Here is an 18,917-nt window from a genome sequence, read left to right as displayed (position 1 = left end):
GAGGCTGGAGCGACACGTTTAGCGCCGCGATATGATTAGCTATTATTACGGATGGATATTATGTATAAGCAACAAAAAGGTGAGCACATGGCTCACCCTTAAGTGTTTTAAATGCTAATTAAAACATGTATTGAATTGATACTGATGCAACATCCATTTCTGGGTCAATTTCATCATCTAGTTCGTAGCGTTCGTACTCTAAGCGCATTTGAACATTGCTAGAAAATGCGTATTGAATACCTGCGCCGTAAAACACGTCGCCGCCGTCTTGTGATGCTGAAATACTACCAACAGGAAGCTCTTGCTCTACATCTGCATCCCATTCAAACCAACCACCTTTAGCATATACTGAAAAGCTTTCAGAAAGCGGAGCCGCTAAAATAGCTGCTAATGACACACCATCAACTTCTGCTTTGCTGTCGATGTCGCTCACTTCATCAAAGTTTTGATAAGCTAACTCAACGCTAAAGTGTTCGTTAAATTGTGTACCAATGTAACCTTTTAGCATTTGTGCATCGTCATCAAATTCAGTGTCGTTTTCGCTGTCTTCAAATTCAAATGAGTATTGGCCATAACCAACACCTGTATAAATGCGAGGAGAATCAAAATCCGTAATGTCAGCGTGTGCTGCAGAGTTAAAACCCAGTGTTGCTAAAGCAATTGCAGAAAGAGAAAGTGTTTTAATCATTGTATAGCTCCTTTAAAAAAATAATAAATGTTTGATTTAACTTATCAAACGACAATTAGTTATTTGCAGTGAGCATGCCAACAATAGGCTGTGGTTACAAAATAGCCGTAAAAACGACTTATACGGCATTTTTACGGCTATTTTGTATTTTTTATAAGCAGGGTGAACTTTTTTAGTTTTTTGTTTTCTAAGTAAAGGTTGTACCTTTTACACGGTCTATGTGAATTTTACATTGTACTTTTATACTTTATGAAGCAAATTTTCTGTCTCAATTGCAATTTGTTTCATTTTAATAGCGTAGTTTTCCAATTTAATATCTTCTTCTGTTTGTGCTTTAAAAGCAGGAACCTCTACCGGGTAACCTGTTTCGTCCATTGCTACAAAGCTAATAACACAGTGGTTTGTTTCTACCATGTTTTGAGTTTTAGGATCGCCACACCGTACTTGAATAAATATTTGCATACTTGTTGAGCCTGTATGCGCAATTTTTGCTTCAACTTCGACAATTTGGCCAACCAAAATAGGGCGTCTAAATTTAACCCCAGCAACAGAAACAGTAACACAATAATGGCCGCTCCAACCTGCAGCGCAGGCATAACCCGCTTGGTCAATCCATTTCATGACCACACCACCATGAACCTTCCCACCAAAATTTACATCGGTAGGCTCTGCTAAAAAACGAAATACAACATTTGACGACGGCATATTAAATACTCACTTTATGAAACTTACCTATGAGCATACCGTAAAAAAGGGGCCGAAGCCCCTGCAATTTAGGATAGGTTTATAATTTATATGTAAAAGATAGGTTTTTAATGCACCTTTGTGCATAAAATAGTTACATATTAGGGTAGTTTGGCCCGCCAGCACCTTCGGGTGTTACCCACGTAATGTTTTGGCTTGGGTCTTTTATGTCGCAGGTTTTACAGTGCACACAGTTTTGAGCATTAATCACAAACTGATCTTCACCTTCAATTTGTTGCACTTCGTATACCCCTGCAGGGCAATAGCGCTGTGCGGGCTCGTCAAACTTTACTAAATTAACCGCAATAGGAATGGCGGGATCTTTAAGCTTTAAATGGCAAGGCTGCGACTCTTCATGATTAGTATTAGATAAAAACACGCTAGAGAGTTTATCAAAGCTAAGTAGGCCATCAGGCTTAGGGTAGTCAATGTGAGGGCTGTTAGCTGCATCTTTTAGCGTGTCGTAATCGGGCGTGTTGTCTTTAAAGGTAAAGGGCAGTGCACCGTTGAAGATGTTTTGATCAAGGGTATTATACGCACCCCCAGCAAACTTACCTAATGTATGCATAGCGGGGCCAAAATTACGCGATTGGTAAAGCTCTTTATAAGCCCAAGAATTTTCAAACGCGTTTTTATAATCAGCTAAATCAGTATTAGCTTGGCCACTTTGGAGCGCTTTAAAAATAACGTCTGCCGCCACCATGCCCGATTTCATTGCGGTATGGTTACCTTTAATTTTGGCAAAATTGAGCGTACCGGCATCGCAACCTATTAATAAGCCACCAGCAAAATGCATTTTAGGCAACGAGTGAAGGCCGCCTTTTGCAATTGCACGGGCACCATAGGCAATGCGTTCACCCCCTTCAAGGGTTTGCTTAAAAACAGGGTGGTGTTTCATTCGCTGAAACTCATCAAACGGACTTAAATGCGGGTTAGAATAATTTAAATCAACAATTAACCCTACAACCACTTGATTGTTATCGCAGTGATACATAAAAGAGCCGCCATTGGTATCGCCACTTAGCGGCCAGCCCGTACCATGCACTACTTTACCTTGCTGGTGTTTACTGGCATCTATTTGCCAAATCTCTTTAAAGCCTAAGCCATAGTGCTGTGGTGACACATCTTTATCAAGCGCAAACTCGTTGATAAGCTGCTTACCTAAATGCCCGCGACACCCCTCAGCAAATACAGTGTATTTAGCGCGAAGTTCCATACCTGGCATATAACCATCTTTTTCATTGCCGTCTTTATCAACGCCCATATCGCCTGTAACAATGCCTTTAACGGTGTCTTGCTCAATAATTAAAGAGTGAGCGCTAAAGCCTGGGAATATTTCAACGCCTAAATTTTCAGCTTGCTCGGCAAGCCATCGGCACACATTGCCCATAGAAACAATGTAATTACCTTCATTATGAAATGTTTTAGGGGTCGCAAAGCGAGGGAGAGTAGTGGCTTTTTCGCTGTTATTAAACCAATAAATTTCATCCTGTGTCACTTGTGTAGTGACGGGAGCGCCTAGCTCTTGCCAGTTAGGCAAAAGCTCATCTAAAGCTTTGGTTTCAAATACCGCGCCTGAAAGAATATGCGCGCCTACCTCGGAGCCTTTTTCTACCACACAGATAGTTTGTTCTTGTTGTTTTTCTTGCGCTAGCTGTGCGAGCTTAATAGCACTGGCAAGGCCTGCTGGGCCCGCACCTACAATAACTACATCAAATTCCATGGTTTCACGTTCGACCATAATAACCTCTTAATCAATGACGGGCTTAGCTAAATTAGATAAGCAATGCAGCCTTTTTAATACTTGCACATTAAATGTTACAGGCTGTGAATACTTTAAGGTTATTTTAGGTTGACGTTTACGTCAACAGGAAGTAGTCTGAATTCATAAAATAAATAGGTTGACGTACACGTTAGCTTGTAGGTTTAAATATAGATGGAGTTCCTATGAAAGTTCTCGTTCCAATAAAAAGAGTGATCGATTACAACGTTAAAGCACGCGTAAAGGCTGACAACAGCGACGTTGACTTAGCAAATGTAAAAATGGCAATGAACCCATTTTGTGAAATTGCGATAGAAGAAGCCATTCGATTAAAAGAAGCGGGCACAGCAACAGAGGTTATAGCGGTAACAATTGGTGCAAAAGCAGCGCAAGAGCAGCTACGCACCGCACTTGCATTAGGTGCAGATAAAGCCATTCACATCGAAACCGATGAAAAACTAGAATCGCTGCACATTGCTAAATTATTAGCAAAATTAGTTGAGCAAGAAGCCCCAGAACTAGTTATTTTAGGCAAGCAATCTATTGACTCAGACAACAACCAAACAGGCCAAATGCTTGCGGCTTTAACTAAGCGCGGCCAAGGTACGTTTGCCTCTAAGGTGGATATAAACGGTAACACAGTGAATGTAACCCGTGAGGTAGATGGTGGCTTACAAACTGTTGCACTAAAACTGCCCGCTATTGTAACTACCGATTTACGCTTAAACGAGCCTCGCTATGCATCGCTGCCAAATATAATGAAAGCAAAGCGTAAACCACTTGATGTAATAGCAGCAGATTCGTTAGGTGTAGATTTAACACCCCGCGTACAGCTAATGAAAGTAGAAGAGCCGGCTAAGCGCAGTGGCGGTATTATTGTTGAAGATGTAGCCCAGCTGGTAGAGAAACTTAAAACAGAGGCAAAGGTGATTTAAATGAAAACACTTGTAATTGCAGAGCACGATAACGGTGCACTAAAACCAGAAACCTCAAAAACAATCAATGCGGCAAGTAAATTAGGCTTTGATATAGATGTACTTATTGCGGGTTTAAATGTAGACGCAATGAGCGAACAGGTTGCCAGTATTGAAGGTGTAACAACTGTACTCACCGCCGATAATGCACTTTATCAGCATCAGTTAGCTGAAAATATGGCTGAGCTTGTTTTAACTATTGCCGATAATTATACGCATATTGTTGCCAGTGCAACCACCACAGGTAAAAACTTTATGCCTCGCGTTGCAGCGCTTTTAGATGTAGCGCAAGTGTCAGAAATAATAGAAGTAATAGATAGTGATACATTTAAACGCCCCATTTACGCCGGTAACGCAATTGCCACAGTTAAATCGCTTGATAGTAAAAAAGTGATCACCGTACGAGCGAGTAGTTTTGACTTACAAAGCCAACAATCACCTGCTAGCATAAATGCATTAGATACACTAAGTGATACTCAATTAAGTGACTTTGTAAGTGTTGAACAAACCGAGTCAGAGCGTCCTGAGTTAACTGCAGCAGAGGTGGTTATATCAGGTGGTCGTGGCATGCAAAATGGTGAAAACTTTACTTTATTAAACGGTATTGCTGACAAGTTAGGCGCTGCAATTGGTGCGTCTCGTGCTGCCGTTGATGCAGGCTTTGTACCTAACGATATGCAAGTAGGGCAAACGGGTAAGATCGTAGCGCCTAATCTGTATATTGCCGTGGGCATAAGCGGTGCTATTCAACATTTAGCAGGTATGAAAGACTCAAAAGTTATTGTGGCGATTAATAAAGACCCTGACGCCCCTATATTTCAGGTGGCTGATTACGGTCTGGTTGCTGATTTATTTGAGGTATTACCGCAGCTTGAAAACGCGCTATAAACATATTCTGGTTGTAAAGCCGCGGTGAACTTAGGTTCCTGCGGCTTTTTTTATTCAGCCTCAACCATAGAATAATGATGCGCTGACAAAGTATCTAAAACACGCTTATCTTTTAATAAATTGAGCAACACCTCTGTTTGCTCTACAGAGCGGCTCGATTGGCTATTTACCAATAAAATTAGGGGGCGAACAAACGTATACTCACCATTTTTAATAGTTTCATCTGAAACGTTAACGCCATTGATACCGAGTAAATTTATTTTATTTATTTTTTTAGAGCCAAGTAGCTGCGAGACTGCACCGTAAGAGTCAAAAGCAATGGCATTGGGCATGCGTTGTACTATGCCAAGGGCTTGGTTAAATTCGTCATACATTTGCACTTCCATTTTAGGAAATAACCCTCGGTTACCAGCCTGCTTTAGTTTAATTGTATTACCATTTGGAACCCGCATAAAAGATAGGTTTAAAAACTCTAATAAAATATCAAATGTGCCATGGTTATAGGCCTTACTAAACAGAAGAATTTTATTATCTCTTTGTGTCTCTGGTTTATAATCTGGGTTAATTTCTTGCCACGTTTTATATTTGCCCGAATAAATGTCGCTGAGTTGCTCTACGCTTAGTGAATCAATGTTATTTTTTTTATTAGTAAAAAATACCAGCGCATCTTGCGCAATAACAATTTGACGTACATGAGGGTATTGCTCTTGCTCTGCATTGGTTAAATAGCGTGATGCTGTACCAATATCAATAATGTTTTGTGCTATGGCTTTAATGCCTTTAGTACTGCCCATAGAGCGGATTTGCATGGCTGTATTAGTTTGCTCTTCATAGTTGGGCTTTAATAAATGCAATAGGTGCGAGACCGAAGAAGAGCCGCCAATAAGTAAAGGCTTGTGATCGGGGGCAATATCAGAAACTGATGTTGCAATGTTAGAGGAAGAAAGCAGTACGGTGGCTGCCAAAATAAGGTTTTTTATCATGCTATTAGCCAAATAACGAATACGTTATAAAACTATAGTTCAAAATTTATAAATCTCTAATTTATAAACAGTATTTTACAAAGCCATAATTAAAAAACAACAGGCATTAAAAAGCCAGCAAAAAAGCTGGCTTTTAAAATCAATTAATTTGATTAGTAGGTTGCGCTGCCTTTAGTACGAGGGAAGGCAATCACATCACGTACGTTGCCCATACCTGTAACATAAGCAACTAGGCGTTCAAAACCTAAACCAAAGCCAGAGTGTGGCACGCTACCGTATTTACGTAAATCGCGGTACCAGCTGTAATCTTCTTTGTTTAAGCCCATTTCATCTAAACGCGCATCAAGCACATCAAGGCGCTCTTCACGTTGTGAACCACCAATAATTTCACCAATGCCTGGTGCTACAACGTCCATAGCGGCAACGGTTTTACCGTCTTCGTTTTGGCGCATGTAAAACGCTTTAATATCGCGCGGGTAGTTTTTAATAACAACCGGTGCTTTAAAGTGCTCTTCAGCTAAGTAGCGCTCGTGCTCAGATTGTAAATCTACACCCCATTCAACGGCGTACTCAAACTTTTTACCACATGATTTAAGTATTTCTACGGCGTCAGTGTAATCAACTTGGGCGAAGTCTTTTTCTACAAACTCTTCTAAACGGCTAATCGCTGTTTTTTCGATACGTTGTGCAAAAAATTCCATATCGTCACGGCGCTCTTCAAGTACCGCTTTAAATACGTACTTAAGCATGTTTTCAGCAAGTTTTGCAATATCTTCTAAATCAGCAAATGCTACTTCAGGTTCAACCATCCAAAACTCAGCCAAGTGACGAGACGTGTTTGAGTTTTCTGCACGGAATGTTGGGCCAAAGGTGTAAATTTTTGACATAGCCGATGCGTATGTTTCACCATTTAACTGGCCAGATACCGTTAAAAAGGCTTCTTTACCAAAAAAGTCTTCGCTGTAATCAACGTCGCCTTTATCAGTGCGTGGCAAGTTTTGCATATCAAGTGTTGATACGCGGAACATTTCACCTGCGCCTTCACAGTCACTGGCTGTGATGATTGGGGTGCTGATCCAGTAAAAGCCTTGCTCGTGGTAAAAACGGTGAATTGCTTGTGCTAAACAGTTACGCACACGTGTTACTGCACCTATCATGTTTGTACGTGGGCGAAGGTGAGCGTGCTCACGTAAATACTCAATGCTGTGGCGCTTAGCGGCCATAGGGTATGAATCTGGGTTTTCTACCCAACCTAAAACTGTGACAGAATTAGCTTGAATTTCAAATGACTGACCTTTACCTGCAGATTGCACTAACACACCAGTAACCGACACAGAACAACCGGCTGTTAAGCTAGTAACTTCATCATAATTATTTAGTGAATTAGGAACTACCGCTTGAATAGGATCAAAACACGAACCGTCATGAACGGCTAAAAATGATATTCCTGCTTTTGAATCGCGGCGTGTACGGATCCAGCCTTTTACTGTTACTTGGCTGTCTACCGCAACATTGCCTTTTAATAGCTCTGAAATCGCTAAATGGCTCATCTTCACTCCAATGATATAAGTTGCCTAACTGTATAATATTAACTACTCAACGCAGCGGTTAAATTTAGTGCGTTGAACTTGAACCGTGTATCTTACCTAGTTAAATAAAATAAAAAAACTATTGTGAGCAACTCTTTAAAAGTTTTTATGCAAGTGGGTTACTTTTAAAGCGTTTTTTGCTTTAAATTACCACTATTGTTATTTGGTGCTCTGAAATTTAGTGATTTTGTGGCATTATTACTGCGTGTTGACTCTACGGATTGAAATTAGCCAACCTTGAGGCTATTTAATCACCGAGCAAAATTTATAAGCTAGTGGGCGCGCTAACTGCTTCAGCGTTATTCTAATGGCTTACAATGATGAAATAATAAGTAACAATTAAGCCGGTAAATCAGCACATCATAATTTTAACTATTTAATATTTACCATTACCCAGAAATGGATGCTATGAAACAAGTTTTTATTTTAAGAGGGCTACCAGGAAGTGGTAAGTCTTACTATGCACAAACCCTAGCCGATGAGCTTGGTGGAGTTGATACAAGCCAATATTTAATTTGTTCAACCGATGACTACTTTGTCAATGAACAGGGCGAGTATCACTTTGATAAATTTAAACTACCGCAATATCATAATTTAAATTTAGCGCGCTTTATAAATGCTTTAGCGCAAAATATTCCGCTTGTAATTGTTGATAACACCAATATAAAAAAATGGGAGTTTATTGCGTACTCTCAAGCAGCACATGCACTTGGTTATCAAGTTAAAGAAGTTATTGTTGGTGAAGTAAAAGACAAGTCTATGCAGCATTTATACGCTAAGCGCAATACACATAACGTGCCTTTAAAAACCATTAGTAAAATGGCGTACATGTTTGAGTGGTAGGTGAGTGTTACTTATGGGTTATTTAAGCTTTATTAAAGCGCTTAAATCACATTGAGTAATGGCATCTAGATGAGCAGTGATTTTTTCATTGCTCCAATCCCACCAAGCTATATCTAGTAACGTACTTATTGTGTTGCTATCAAACCTGGGCTTAATTACTTTTGCCGGATTACCACCTACCACGCTATAAGGGGCTACATCGCAGGTAACCACCGATTTACTTGCAATGATAGAGCCACTGCCAATATTTACCCCTGGCATTATGGTTGCGTCATAACCAATCCATACATCGTGACCGATAACCGTATTGCCTTTAAAGGGTAACTCGCCAGCCTGCGGGGCCGATTTTTCCCAGCCGTTGCCAAATATAAAAAATGGATAGGTAGAAAACCCCGCTGTTTGATGATTAGCGCCGTTCATTATAAAGGTCACGTTTTTAGCTATAGCGCAAAACTTTCCAATAATGAGACGATCACCAATAAAATCGAAATGGTAAAGGACATTTTTTTCGAAGTTTTCAGGGCCGTCAGGATCGTCGTAATAGGTATAATCACCCACAACTATATTAGGCGAGGTAATAAAGTTTTTTAAAAAGCCAACCTGAGGAAAGCCCTCAACAGGGGCAGGGTTATTTGGATTAGGGCCCTGTTTAGACATAGCTACCTCATAGTTTAATTATTGTTTTTTATACACAGCCAGCGGGTGAGTAGTAACAATAGATACATGAACGCTGTCACCCGGATTAACCACAACCTCGTGGCTTACACGGCTAGTAACGAGCGTATTATAGCTTAATTTAACCGCACATAAACGGCTGCCACCTTCAAAGCGTACCCAAACAACTTCACCGTTAGGTTGATTTAAGTTTTGAATAAGCTGTACATCGTCAGGGCGAAGCAACACATCTACATCGCCACTGTCGCAGTCTATACCTTGGCCTGGTGCTACGCCAATACTGGTGGTTGCTTGGCCATTTTCAAACTGCCCAGCAATAAAGCTTGCCTCACCTAAAAAGCGTGCTACAAAGCGGTTGTTTGGCATGCTAAAGCATTGTTCAGGGCTGTCGAGTTGCTGTATCTTACCGTTTTGTAATACACCTACACGGTCACCTACCGAAAGCGCTTCTTCTTGGTCGTGAGTAACCCACACGGCAGGCACTCCAGCTTCTTTTAGGGCGTTTCTTATATCCCAGCGCAGCATATCTTTTAATGCGGCATCAAGGTTAGAAAGTGGCTCATCAAGTAACACAAAATCTGGCTGGTGAGCAAGTGTACGCGCAAGTGCTACGCGCTGTTTTTGACCACCAGAGAGGGTGGCTGGCTTTTTTGCTCTAAAATCATTTAGACCAAGCAGTTTAATCCAATGATCGGCAATGGCGGTGTCTTTTAATCTAAAACAAATGTTTTGCTCAACCGTTAAATGAGGAAACAATGCAAAATCTTGAAACACCATACCAACACTGCGTTTTTCAGGGGGCACATTACGTTTTGGCGTTGCGCGCCATTTGCCTACGTTTATTTCGCCCTCGCTAATGGGGATAAGCCCTGCAAGTGCTTGCAATATTGTACTTTTACCGCAGCCCGTAGGGCCTACTAGCATGAGAATTTCATTTTCACCTAACGATATATTTAAATCGCTTACTACACGGTTACTGCCGTAATCTATAGACAACTGGCTTACAGATAGCATTTGTTTTTAAATCCTCAATGTTCGAGTTGGTTACGTTTTTCGCCAGACATCATAATAGCTAAGCCACAGGCAGAAATCACCACTAACAATAAACCGGGAATGGCAGCACGGCCAAAATAACCGGCTTCGTACACACGCCATAAATAGGTTGAAAGGGTTTCGAACCCGGTTGGGCCTAGCAATAGCGTTGCTTCAAGCTCGCGCATTGATTCTAAAAATACCAATGCAGCACCGGCAATAATACCACGCATTGTTAGCGGCAGGGTAATGCGAGTAAAGGCTTCACGCGGGCTTGCGCCTAATACGCGCGCCGACTTTATTAAGCTTTGATCTAAATGCTCTGTACTGGTGCGAATAGAGCCAACGGCAAGCGGTAAAAATCGTAGCATGTAAGCAATAATCAGAAGCGCTAATGTTTGATATAAAAACGGGAGTTGCAAGCCGCCATATACCAGCGCGGTGCCCATCACAATGCCAGGAATGCCAAAACCAAAATAGGTAACACGCTCCATTATTCTGCCGGCTTTTCCACTTAATGCGGCATGAGCAACAGGAATAGCCACAATAACCGCCACTATGGCAGCAATGGCTGAGGCATACGCTGAGTTCCACGCTATGCTAAAGTCAAAGTTGCTGTAACCATCGCGTGCTAGCCAAACAAAAAATATCGCCAGCGGTAAACCAATAGCTAACAATAAAATAGGGCCAAGCGCAGCAACCATTGCGGTTATTTGCCATTTAGTGGGAAATAAAACCAGTGGGCGACCGTGTCGTTCAGAGGCGGTTTTTATTTGTGATTCTATTAAAAGTAAAAAGCCAACAATAACCATTAATTGCAGCGACAACATCGCCGCGCGGCCTAATGCAAACGCATTGTATTCTACGTAAATTACCCGGGTAAAGGTATCTAGGCGCATCATTGCGGGTGTACCAAAGTCTGAAAGTGTATAAAGCGCCACTAATAATGAGCCCGCTGCAATACCGTTAACTACACGGGGTAAAATTACTTTAAACACACTTTGTGTCATCGACATACCCAAGGTACGCGCTGCATTTACCATGCTGGCATCTAAACTCAGCAATGACGAGCGTGTAGTCATCATTACAAAAGGGAAGGTATACAAGGTCATTACAATGGCTGCACCGCTTAACCCGTACATGGGTGGGGTTTCAAAGCCAAGTAGGTTATTTATTTCACCACCTGGGCCAAACGCAGCGTACAAAGTAAATGCGCCAATATAACTTGGAATAGCCAAGGGCGCGGCAAAAATCACCAGCCATATTTTTTTAAAAGGCAAATGCACATAAGCACTTATAAAAGCCAGTGGTACCCCAATCAGAATTGAGCCTAATACGGTTAAGCCCATTAGCGATAACGTATTGCCCAGTATTTTTAAATTATGACTGTCAAAAAGGGTACTGGAGTCGCTAGCAAGGGTAATTAAAATATAAACAGGGGTAATCGTAATGAGCGCTGCAAGCAGCGCCATTGGGTAAGAAGCAGGTATTCGCATTTATAAAACGCCGTTGTTGCGCATCAAGTTGATGGTGGGGCGTAAATCCGCAAGTTGAGTTAAATCAACCTTTGGTGGAGATATGTCACTCAGCGACGGTAAGCCTGCCGGTTGAGTAATGCCATTAACAAGCGGTATTTCATACGCTTCTCGGGCTAAATAACCTTGTACTTCTTCGCTTAATAAGTAACGCATAAAATTAGTAGCAAGCGGGTCATCGTTTAGCGTTAAAATACCCGAGGCATTGACTAAACAACCTGCATCTTGCTCGGTAAAGGCTAAGTCTAATTTAGCATCGGGTTTACCCGATTTAAGACGCAGCGTGTAGTAGTGATTAGCAAAACCAATATCTACTTCACCACGTTCTACCGCCATTACAACACCGAGTTCACCGGCGTATGTTTTAGCACGCTTTTTAACTTTTTTAAGCCATTTAGCGGTTTTATCATCGCCTTCTAAAATACGCATAGCGGTAACAAACGATTGAAACGATGCATAAGCAGGGGCCCAACCAATTGATAAATCGCTATCTGCAATGTCCATTATGCTTGTTGGAATTTGATCTTTAGTTAAACGCGATGTGTTATACGGCAAGGTTCTGATCCGACCGGTAACCGGCGCCCATTGATCGTATCTAAATTGCGGTTGTAACTGTGCAGATAAATCACTCGGTAGGGGCTTTGCAAGGCCTGCATCGGTAACTAGGCCAATAGCGCCTGAGTCAACCGCCCAAAATAAATCGGCACGGCGTACACCTGCCTTTGCCTCTGCCACTATAGTATTGGCAAGTGCAGCAGTCGGACCGCGGCGAATAGCTAAGTTAAAGTCAGGATTTTTTTTCTGAATCGCTTGTAATACATTTTCATACAAACCACCTTCACCACGGCCTAGGTATAAGGTTAAATCACCTTTAAGCTTTGGTAAATTATCAACAGAAACTGGGTTTGCTATATCGGCAGCTAGTGCGCGAGAAAGGGGCAGTGGCAAAGCGCCAACAACCCCTAACGCAGCTAGGCCTTGTATAAAGGTCCTACGCTTCACTTAAAAAACATCCTTACGCGACTTCTCCGCTTTTTCTATTAGCGTTTTAGCGCGGTCTAATTTAGTGTGCATATCACTTACCACGTCACGTACTTCATCAACGCTTTTAGCGCTTTTAATTGTTTGCGGTAGTGTTACGTTAAAATCTTTTTCCAGCACTTCTACTAGTTTTGCATCTTGTTCGATAAGCGTACCTTCTACGCCTTCAAAAAGGTGTAAATACGTATCGTGAACAATTTCAGTGGCTTCTTCGTTTAAGCGCTCTGCAAATTTAGCAACAACACGGTCAAGCTTGTGCTTGATTTCGTCAATGGTGGCACTTTGGGTCATGCCTTCTGTAGCAGTGGCTTTAACTGTATCAAGTAGGCCTTTTTGCTGGAATTTTGCCGCAAGCTTAACAGCACCAAGACCTTGCCACAAGGCTATGTTCATGGCTTTTTGCTGATTGCGCACTTCTTGGGCAGGCTTGTTGTTATCAATGGCCATTTTTACACCATAAATACCTTGCCAAATAGAGGCATATACAGGCACAAAGTTAGTTTCAATAGCGCTGTGAAACTTAACCGACTCCCAATATTCAATTAAATCGTCGCTGTTTACAGCCTTTGCACCGCTTTTGCTGTAGTCAGTTACCATGGTGTCTACTTTACCAACCATCCATTCAACTTCTTCTGAATAGTCTTTGATGTTTTCTTGTAAATGGTTTACGTGCTCACCAATTGGGCCGTTAGCTAGCGCCGGTTGCGTTACAAAAGCAGAAGCTAACAATAAGCTTGCACCTAATGTTTTTACAGATTTAGAAAGGTGTTTCATAGTAAAGAGTCCGAAAAGGTAATTGTAAATGATAGACATTATCATATCCGTAATATTTACTAAAATCAATATAACAAATACGTCAATGCAAAGCTCAAAACCTGAGCAAAATTAATACCTAACAGGCAAATAATGACTATGCCTCTTAGGTATAATTTAACGCTTAGCAGTAATGCTTACCTGCAATTGCAGTGTAAATGGCATCACATAAGGTGTTTATACTGGCTGAGTCACTTATATACGGGGGCATTAGGTAAATAAGTTTACCAAAGGGTCTAATCCATACGCCTTGCTCTACAAAAAAGGCTTGAATTTTAGCAACATCTACATTGCCAGCAGCATCAGTTAGCTCTACAACACCTATTGCGCCTAAGGTACGCACATTGGCTACCGCATCTAATTCATTGCACTTTTTAAGCTGTTGTAGCTGAGTGTTTATATCGCTAATGCGTTGTTGCCAATCTTGCGCCAAAAGTAAATCTATACTGGCGCACGCAACCGCACAGGCAAGCGGGTTGCCCATAAATGTAGGTCCGTGCATCAAAACGCCGGCTTCACCTTCGCTAATACCCGTTGCTATTTTATCACTGGTTAGTGTAGCCGAAAGGGTCATTGAGCCACCGGTAAGGGCTTTACCAATACATAAAATATCAGGCTCTATATTAGCGTGCTCTACAGCAAATAATTTACCCGTGCGGCCAAACCCTGTGGCTATTTCATCGCAAATTAGTAAAACATTATATTGCGTGCATAATTTACGAACGCAGGCTAAATACGCGGGGTGATAAAAGTTCATGCCGCCGGCGTTTTGTACTATGGGCTCAATAATAAAGGCGGCTACCTCGTGATGGTGCGTTTTAAAGTATTGTTCAAGCGTTTGGGCTTCTGCTTGGTTAAACTCGCCATTAAATTTACTTACAGGGGCGGGTACAAACACATGCTCTGGTAAAAAACCTTTATATAAACTGTGCATAGAGTTAACCGGATCGCACACGCTCATAGCGGCAAATGTATCACCATGATAACCCTTATACGGCGTCATTAATTTTTGCTTGTGTGTAAACCCTTGGCTTAACCAATATTGCAGCGCCATTTTAATCGCTACTTCTACACTTACCGAGCCGCTATCGGCTAAAAACACCTTAGTTAAACTTTTTGGGGTAATTGTAATAAGCCTTTTACACAGCTCTACCGCGCTGTTATGGGTAATGCCGCCAAACATTACATGGCTCATGCTATTAATTTGTTCAATCATGGCGTTATTTAATTCTGGATGATTATAGCCATGAATTGCACTCCACCATGAGGCCATGCCGTCAATGAGTTGCTCGCCGGTTTCTAGGTAAATTAAATTATGATTTGCATGAGTCACAGGGTAAACCGGGATAGGCTGTGTCATTGATGTGTAAGGGTGCCAAATATGGTCACGATCAAAATCAAGGTCAATCGTATGTTTTTTATTCATATGTAAACTTTAACGTGGTGGGTTTCGTTGACAATGGTACTTCAAGACGTAGACTAATCCAACATCACCACTGAGAAAAATAAGAGACTACTATGGAACTTGCACCTGTTCGCCACGATTGGACCCACGCCCAAGTAAAGGCATTATTTGAAATGCCATTTAACGATTTATTATTTAAGGCGGCATCGGTTCATCGCGCTAACTTTAATCCTAACGAAGTACAAATATCTACTTTATTATCTATTAAAACAGGGGCTTGCCCAGAGGATTGTAAATACTGTCCGCAATCGGGGCATTATAAAACCGACTTAGAGCGCGAGCGCCTACTAGAAGTAGAAAAAGTGGTAGAGCAAGCACGCCTAGCTAAACAAAAAGGCGCAACCCGTTTTTGTATGGGCGCAGCATGGTCAGATCCAAAAGACAGAGACATGCCGTATATTTCTAAAATGGTAAAAGAAGTAAAAGAACTTGGCCTAGAAACCTGTATGACGCTTGGTAAACTTACCAACGAAAAAGCACATGAGCTAAGTAGCGCAGGGCTTGATTACTACAATCATAACCTCGACACTTCGCCTGAATATTACGAGCAAATTATATCAACGCGTACCTTTGAAGACAGATTAAACACCATAGATCACGTACGTGATGCCGGCATGAAAGTATGCTCAGGCGGTATTGTCGGTATGGGTGAGCAAGCAAGCGACCGTTACGGTTTATTAATGCAGCTGGCAAATTTACCACAACAACCAGAAAGCGTACCTATTAATATGTTGGTAAAAGTAAAAGGCACACCGCTTGAAAACGTAGACGATTTAGATCATTTTGAATTTATACGTACCATAGCTACCGCCCGTATTATGATGCCACACAGCTATGTTCGTTTATCGGCAGGTCGCAGCGCCATGAACGAGCAAATGCAATCAATGTGCTTTTTTGCAGGCGCTAACTCAATATTTTATGGTGATAAGCTACTGACTACCGAAAACCCAGAGGCCGATGCCGACATGAAGCTAATTAAAAAATTAGGCATGAACCCAGAAAAACACCAAGACTACTCAGACGAAGCCGTTGCCGCATCGCTGTCATCGCAAGTGGCCGATAAAGCAACGTCAGCCTTATTTTACGAAGCCTAAGCTTACCCTTTATGCCATTTGAATTTTTAAATACGCATTTACAGCAGCAACAGCAACATGCGTTATTGCGTAAACGCCATGTGGTGCAGCGCGCCACAGCACGTACCATTACGGTAAATAACGCAACGTACCTTAATTTTGCCAGTAATGACTACCTAGGCTTTGGTGATTGCAGTATTAACCTTGAGCAAAACAACGTACTCGGTAGCCACAGCTCACCTTTAGTGACTGGGTATCAGGCGCAGCAACAGCAGCTAGAGCAATACTTATGTAGTGCGCTTGGCTACGAGGCAGGCATGTTGTTTAACTCGGGGTTTAGTGCAAATAGCAGTGTAATTAAAGCGTTGTTTAACGATAAAAGCGCGGCGCAAAACAGTGCTATTTTTCAAGATAAACTCAACCACGCTAGCTTGATTGACGGCGCAATGCATTCAAATGCAGCATTAATACGCTTTAACCATAACGATTTAAAGCATTTACGTTCTCGGCTCGAAAAATCAAAAGCACACAATAAGCTAATTATTAGTGAAGGGGTGTTTTCGATGGATGGCGACACCGCCCCCATAAAAGAGCTGCTTGTTTTAGCTAAAGAGCACAATGCTTGGCTTATGATTGACGATGCACATGGTTTTGGCGCACTAGGTAAAACCGGTTTAGGTAGCTGTGAGGCATTATTAGATGAAGGCTTAGCACTTCCCGATATACTGGTTATTACTTTTGGAAAAGCAGTAGCAAGCAGCGGAGCCTGTGTATTAGCAAATAACCAATTTATTAATTACATGCTGCAGTTTAACCGCGACTACACGTATTCAACCGCTATGTCGCCCCTTATGGCAGCGCTTACGCTTACGCGCTTACAAGCCATTAAACGTGCAGATAATAAACGCGAGCAGCTAAGTAGTAACATTGCTTTTTTTAAGCAGCTTTGTAAACAACACGCTATTGCGGTAATGGAGTCAAACACCGCTATTCAGCCCATTGTGCTTGGCTGCGCAGAGCAAACGTTACACGCAGCACAAAGGCTAAAACAGCAGGGTATTTGGCTAACCGCTATTCGCCCACCTACGGTTGCGCATAATACCGCGCGGTTACGTGTAACCTTAACAGCGGCGCATACCCATGCAGATATAACAGCCCTTGTTGAGCACTTAAAAGGCGCAATAGCATGATTGCGCAGGCTTTAGCTCATACCCACAGTAAGCAAGCTTTAAATAAAAAGCCCGCGCTTTTACCTATAAATGGGGCTCCACAAAATAGTGCGCTTATACAAAGTGCTGAGCAAGTACGCCCTCATACAGCGCTTAAAAAGGGGGCGAGTGATAAGTTTTCTAAAGCAGCTGAGCAATACAACAGCCATGCCAATGTACAAAAACAGGCAGCAAGCGATTTATTTAAATTAATAAGCTCCCAGTCATGCAACCAAAATAAGCGCTGTGTAGATTTAGGAGCTGGCCCACTGGTTAATACCTCACAGCTAAGCAAACTATACGGCCAAGTAATCGCGATAGATTTAAGCTTAAACATGCTTAAAAGCGCTGCATTAACTAACCCAAAAGTTTGCGCCGATATGGATAACCTGCCGCTACAAGCAAGCAGTATTGACGCCATATTTAGTAATTTTGCAGTGCAGTGGTCGGCTAATTTTGAAAAATTAATGCAGGCGCTTTATAAAAGCTTAAAGCCTGGCGGGCAGGCTTATATAAGTACCGTAGTGGCGGGTTCGCTTAACGAAATTAAAACAGCGTTTGCAGCACTTGATAACCGTAGCCATATAAATACCTTTAATACACACGCTTATATAAACCGGTCGGTCCAAAAGGCAGGGTTTAGTATTAATAGTTCGCAAAAAGTAATTTATACCGATTGTTATTCAAGCCCATTAAAAGCCATTAAATCTATTAAAGCCATTGGTGCTACAACGCAAAATCATGCTAATTCGCGCCAAGGGTTATTAACTAAGTCGGCGCTACAACGGGTATGCAATGCCTATCCGCTTTTAAACAATCAAGCGTGTGTATCTTACCATGTGGTATTGTTATCATTACAAAAAAGCCATGAGTAGCTAATACTAAAATTAATCAAGGCAGTAAAATGAAAGAATTTTTTATTACCGGTACCGATACTGACGCCGGAAAAACCCACGTGACTAGTTTGCTATTAAAGCTACTTGCCCAACATAAAAAAAACGCAATTGGCTTTAAGCCACTTGCCGCAGGCTGCGAAATGGCGTTTGATCAGCTAGTAAACGCCGATGCACTAATGCTAATGGAAAGCGCCACGGTAAGTGCCAAATATGATGTAATTAACCCCTTTGCCTTTGCGCCGCCTATTGCGCCGCACATAGCCGCAGAGCAAGTAGGGGTTAATATTACGCTCGAAAAACTAAGCACAGCGTACTCAACACTTAAACAACAAGGTGCCGATTACCACCTAACCGAAGGCGCTGGTGGCTGGGCACTGCCAATTAATAACACCGATTATTTATACGACTGGGTTAAGGCCGAGCAACTACCCGTAATTTTAGTAGTAGGCATGAAACTAGGCTGTTTAAACCATGCTTTACTTACCGCTGCCCATATGCAAAGTTTAGGCATTAATTGTGTGGGCTGGATTGCCAACCAAGTAGACCCAAATATGGACGAATACCAAGCTAACCTTGATTCGTTAAAAGCACGCTTACCATTTCCTATTTTGGCTATAAGCCCATACAGCGAGCAAACCCCTAAACTACAAATATACAAAACCTTACTTAATACCCTCAATATACAGAGCTAATTGTGGCTGCTTTGCG

Annotated in this window: 18 protein-coding genes; 7 read left to right on the top strand and 11 right to left on the bottom strand. The window is 41.8% G+C overall.

Going from position 1 to position 18,917, the window contains the following annotated elements:
- Positions 1-118 precede the first annotated feature (118 nt).
- The 3 genes from PSH54_RS16515 to PSH54_RS16505 form a co-directional block, all read right to left on the bottom strand.
- Complete coding sequence (locus PSH54_RS16515; protein WP_024033565.1) at positions 119-688, bottom strand: outer membrane beta-barrel protein; 570 nt, start codon at positions 686-688, stop codon at positions 119-121.
- Positions 689-928: 240 nt separating this feature from the next.
- On the bottom strand, positions 929-1,393 hold the full coding sequence (locus PSH54_RS16510) for an acyl-CoA thioesterase (protein ID WP_004586653.1): 465 nt from the start codon (positions 1,391-1,393) through the stop codon (positions 929-931).
- Positions 1,394-1,526: 133 nt separating this feature from the next.
- Positions 1,527-3,173: an electron transfer flavoprotein-ubiquinone oxidoreductase gene (locus PSH54_RS16505; RefSeq protein WP_273606634.1), complete on the bottom strand. Its 1,647-nt coding sequence runs from the start codon at positions 3,171-3,173 to the stop codon at positions 1,527-1,529.
- 206 nt (positions 3,174-3,379) lie between these two features.
- On the opposite strand from PSH54_RS16505, the gene PSH54_RS16500 reads away from it, so the two are divergent.
- Positions 3,380-4,129 (top strand): electron transfer flavoprotein subunit beta/FixA family protein, encoded by a 750-nt coding sequence (locus PSH54_RS16500; protein ID WP_054982548.1) that lies wholly within the window; start codon positions 3,380-3,382, stop codon positions 4,127-4,129.
- Entirely contained in the window at positions 4,130-5,056 is a 927-nt protein-coding gene (locus tag PSH54_RS16495; protein ID WP_273606633.1) for an electron transfer flavoprotein subunit alpha/FixB family protein, read from the top strand.
- A gap of 50 nt (positions 5,057-5,106) precedes the next feature.
- Here PSH54_RS16495 and PSH54_RS16490 read toward each other — a convergent pair whose 3' ends face one another.
- Positions 5,107-6,039: a PstS family phosphate ABC transporter substrate-binding protein gene (locus PSH54_RS16490; protein ID WP_273606632.1), complete on the bottom strand. Its 933-nt coding sequence runs from the start codon at positions 6,037-6,039 to the stop codon at positions 5,107-5,109.
- Between the two features lie 152 nt (positions 6,040-6,191).
- Positions 6,192-7,589: an asparagine--tRNA ligase gene (gene asnS, locus PSH54_RS16485; protein WP_024033570.1), complete on the bottom strand. Its 1,398-nt coding sequence runs from the start codon at positions 7,587-7,589 to the stop codon at positions 6,192-6,194.
- A gap of 447 nt (positions 7,590-8,036) precedes the next feature.
- On the opposite strand from asnS, the gene PSH54_RS16480 reads away from it, so the two are divergent.
- Complete coding sequence (locus tag PSH54_RS16480) at positions 8,037-8,471, top strand: ATP-binding protein (RefSeq protein WP_004586647.1); 435 nt, start codon at positions 8,037-8,039, stop codon at positions 8,469-8,471.
- A gap of 18 nt (positions 8,472-8,489) precedes the next feature.
- Here PSH54_RS16480 and PSH54_RS16475 read toward each other — a convergent pair whose 3' ends face one another.
- The 6 genes from PSH54_RS16475 to bioA form a co-directional block, all read right to left on the bottom strand.
- Entirely contained in the window at positions 8,490-9,128 is a 639-nt protein-coding gene (locus tag PSH54_RS16475) for a Vat family streptogramin A O-acetyltransferase (protein WP_273606631.1), read from the bottom strand.
- An 18-nt stretch (positions 9,129-9,146) separates the two neighbouring features.
- Positions 9,147-10,160: an ABC transporter ATP-binding protein gene (locus PSH54_RS16470; RefSeq protein ID WP_273606630.1), complete on the bottom strand. Its 1,014-nt coding sequence runs from the start codon at positions 10,158-10,160 to the stop codon at positions 9,147-9,149.
- A 14-nt stretch (positions 10,161-10,174) separates the two neighbouring features.
- Entirely contained in the window at positions 10,175-11,674 is a 1,500-nt protein-coding gene (locus PSH54_RS16465) for an ABC transporter permease (RefSeq protein WP_273606629.1), read from the bottom strand.
- On the bottom strand, positions 11,675-12,715 hold the full coding sequence (locus tag PSH54_RS16460; RefSeq protein ID WP_004586642.1) for an extracellular solute-binding protein: 1,041 nt from the start codon (positions 12,713-12,715) through the stop codon (positions 11,675-11,677).
- Positions 12,716-13,528: a hypothetical protein gene (locus tag PSH54_RS16455; RefSeq protein WP_004586641.1), complete on the bottom strand. Its 813-nt coding sequence runs from the start codon at positions 13,526-13,528 to the stop codon at positions 12,716-12,718.
- 163 nt (positions 13,529-13,691) lie between these two features.
- Positions 13,692-14,993 carry an adenosylmethionine--8-amino-7-oxononanoate transaminase gene (gene bioA, locus PSH54_RS16450; RefSeq protein ID WP_273606628.1) on the bottom strand — a complete coding sequence of 434 codons (1,302 nt, stop codon included), beginning with the start codon at positions 14,991-14,993 and terminating at the stop codon, positions 13,692-13,694.
- A 92-nt stretch (positions 14,994-15,085) separates the two neighbouring features.
- Here bioA and bioB point away from each other — a divergent pair, with 92 nt between their 5' ends.
- Genes bioB through bioD form a run of 4 tightly spaced genes read left to right on the top strand, consistent with a single transcriptional unit; the run spans position 15,086 to position 18,901 of the window.
- Positions 15,086-16,126 carry a biotin synthase BioB gene (gene bioB / locus PSH54_RS16445; protein WP_004586639.1) on the top strand — a complete coding sequence of 347 codons (1,041 nt, stop codon included), beginning with the start codon at positions 15,086-15,088 and terminating at the stop codon, positions 16,124-16,126.
- Between the two features lie 11 nt (positions 16,127-16,137).
- Positions 16,138-17,295, top strand: coding sequence for an aminotransferase class I/II-fold pyridoxal phosphate-dependent enzyme (locus tag PSH54_RS16440; protein ID WP_273606627.1), 1,158 nt, complete (start codon positions 16,138-16,140; stop codon positions 17,293-17,295).
- A complete protein-coding gene (locus tag PSH54_RS16435) occupies positions 17,292-18,188 on the top strand; it encodes a methyltransferase domain-containing protein (RefSeq protein ID WP_273606626.1) in 897 nt (298 codons plus the stop codon). Before PSH54_RS16440 ends, PSH54_RS16435 begins: the two co-directional genes overlap by 4 nt.
- 29 nt (positions 18,189-18,217) lie before the next feature.
- On the top strand, positions 18,218-18,901 hold the full coding sequence (bioD, locus tag PSH54_RS16430; RefSeq protein ID WP_273606625.1) for a dethiobiotin synthase: 684 nt from the start codon (positions 18,218-18,220) through the stop codon (positions 18,899-18,901).
- Positions 18,902-18,917 lie beyond the last annotated feature (16 nt).

Origin of the sequence: Pseudoalteromonas sp. Angola-30 (assembly GCF_028599215.1) — a bacterium.
Classification (GTDB): domain Bacteria; phylum Pseudomonadota; class Gammaproteobacteria; order Enterobacterales; family Alteromonadaceae; genus Pseudoalteromonas; species Pseudoalteromonas atlantica.
Note: the sequence above shows the minus strand (reverse complement) of the source record. Positions and strands in the feature narration are given on the sequence as shown.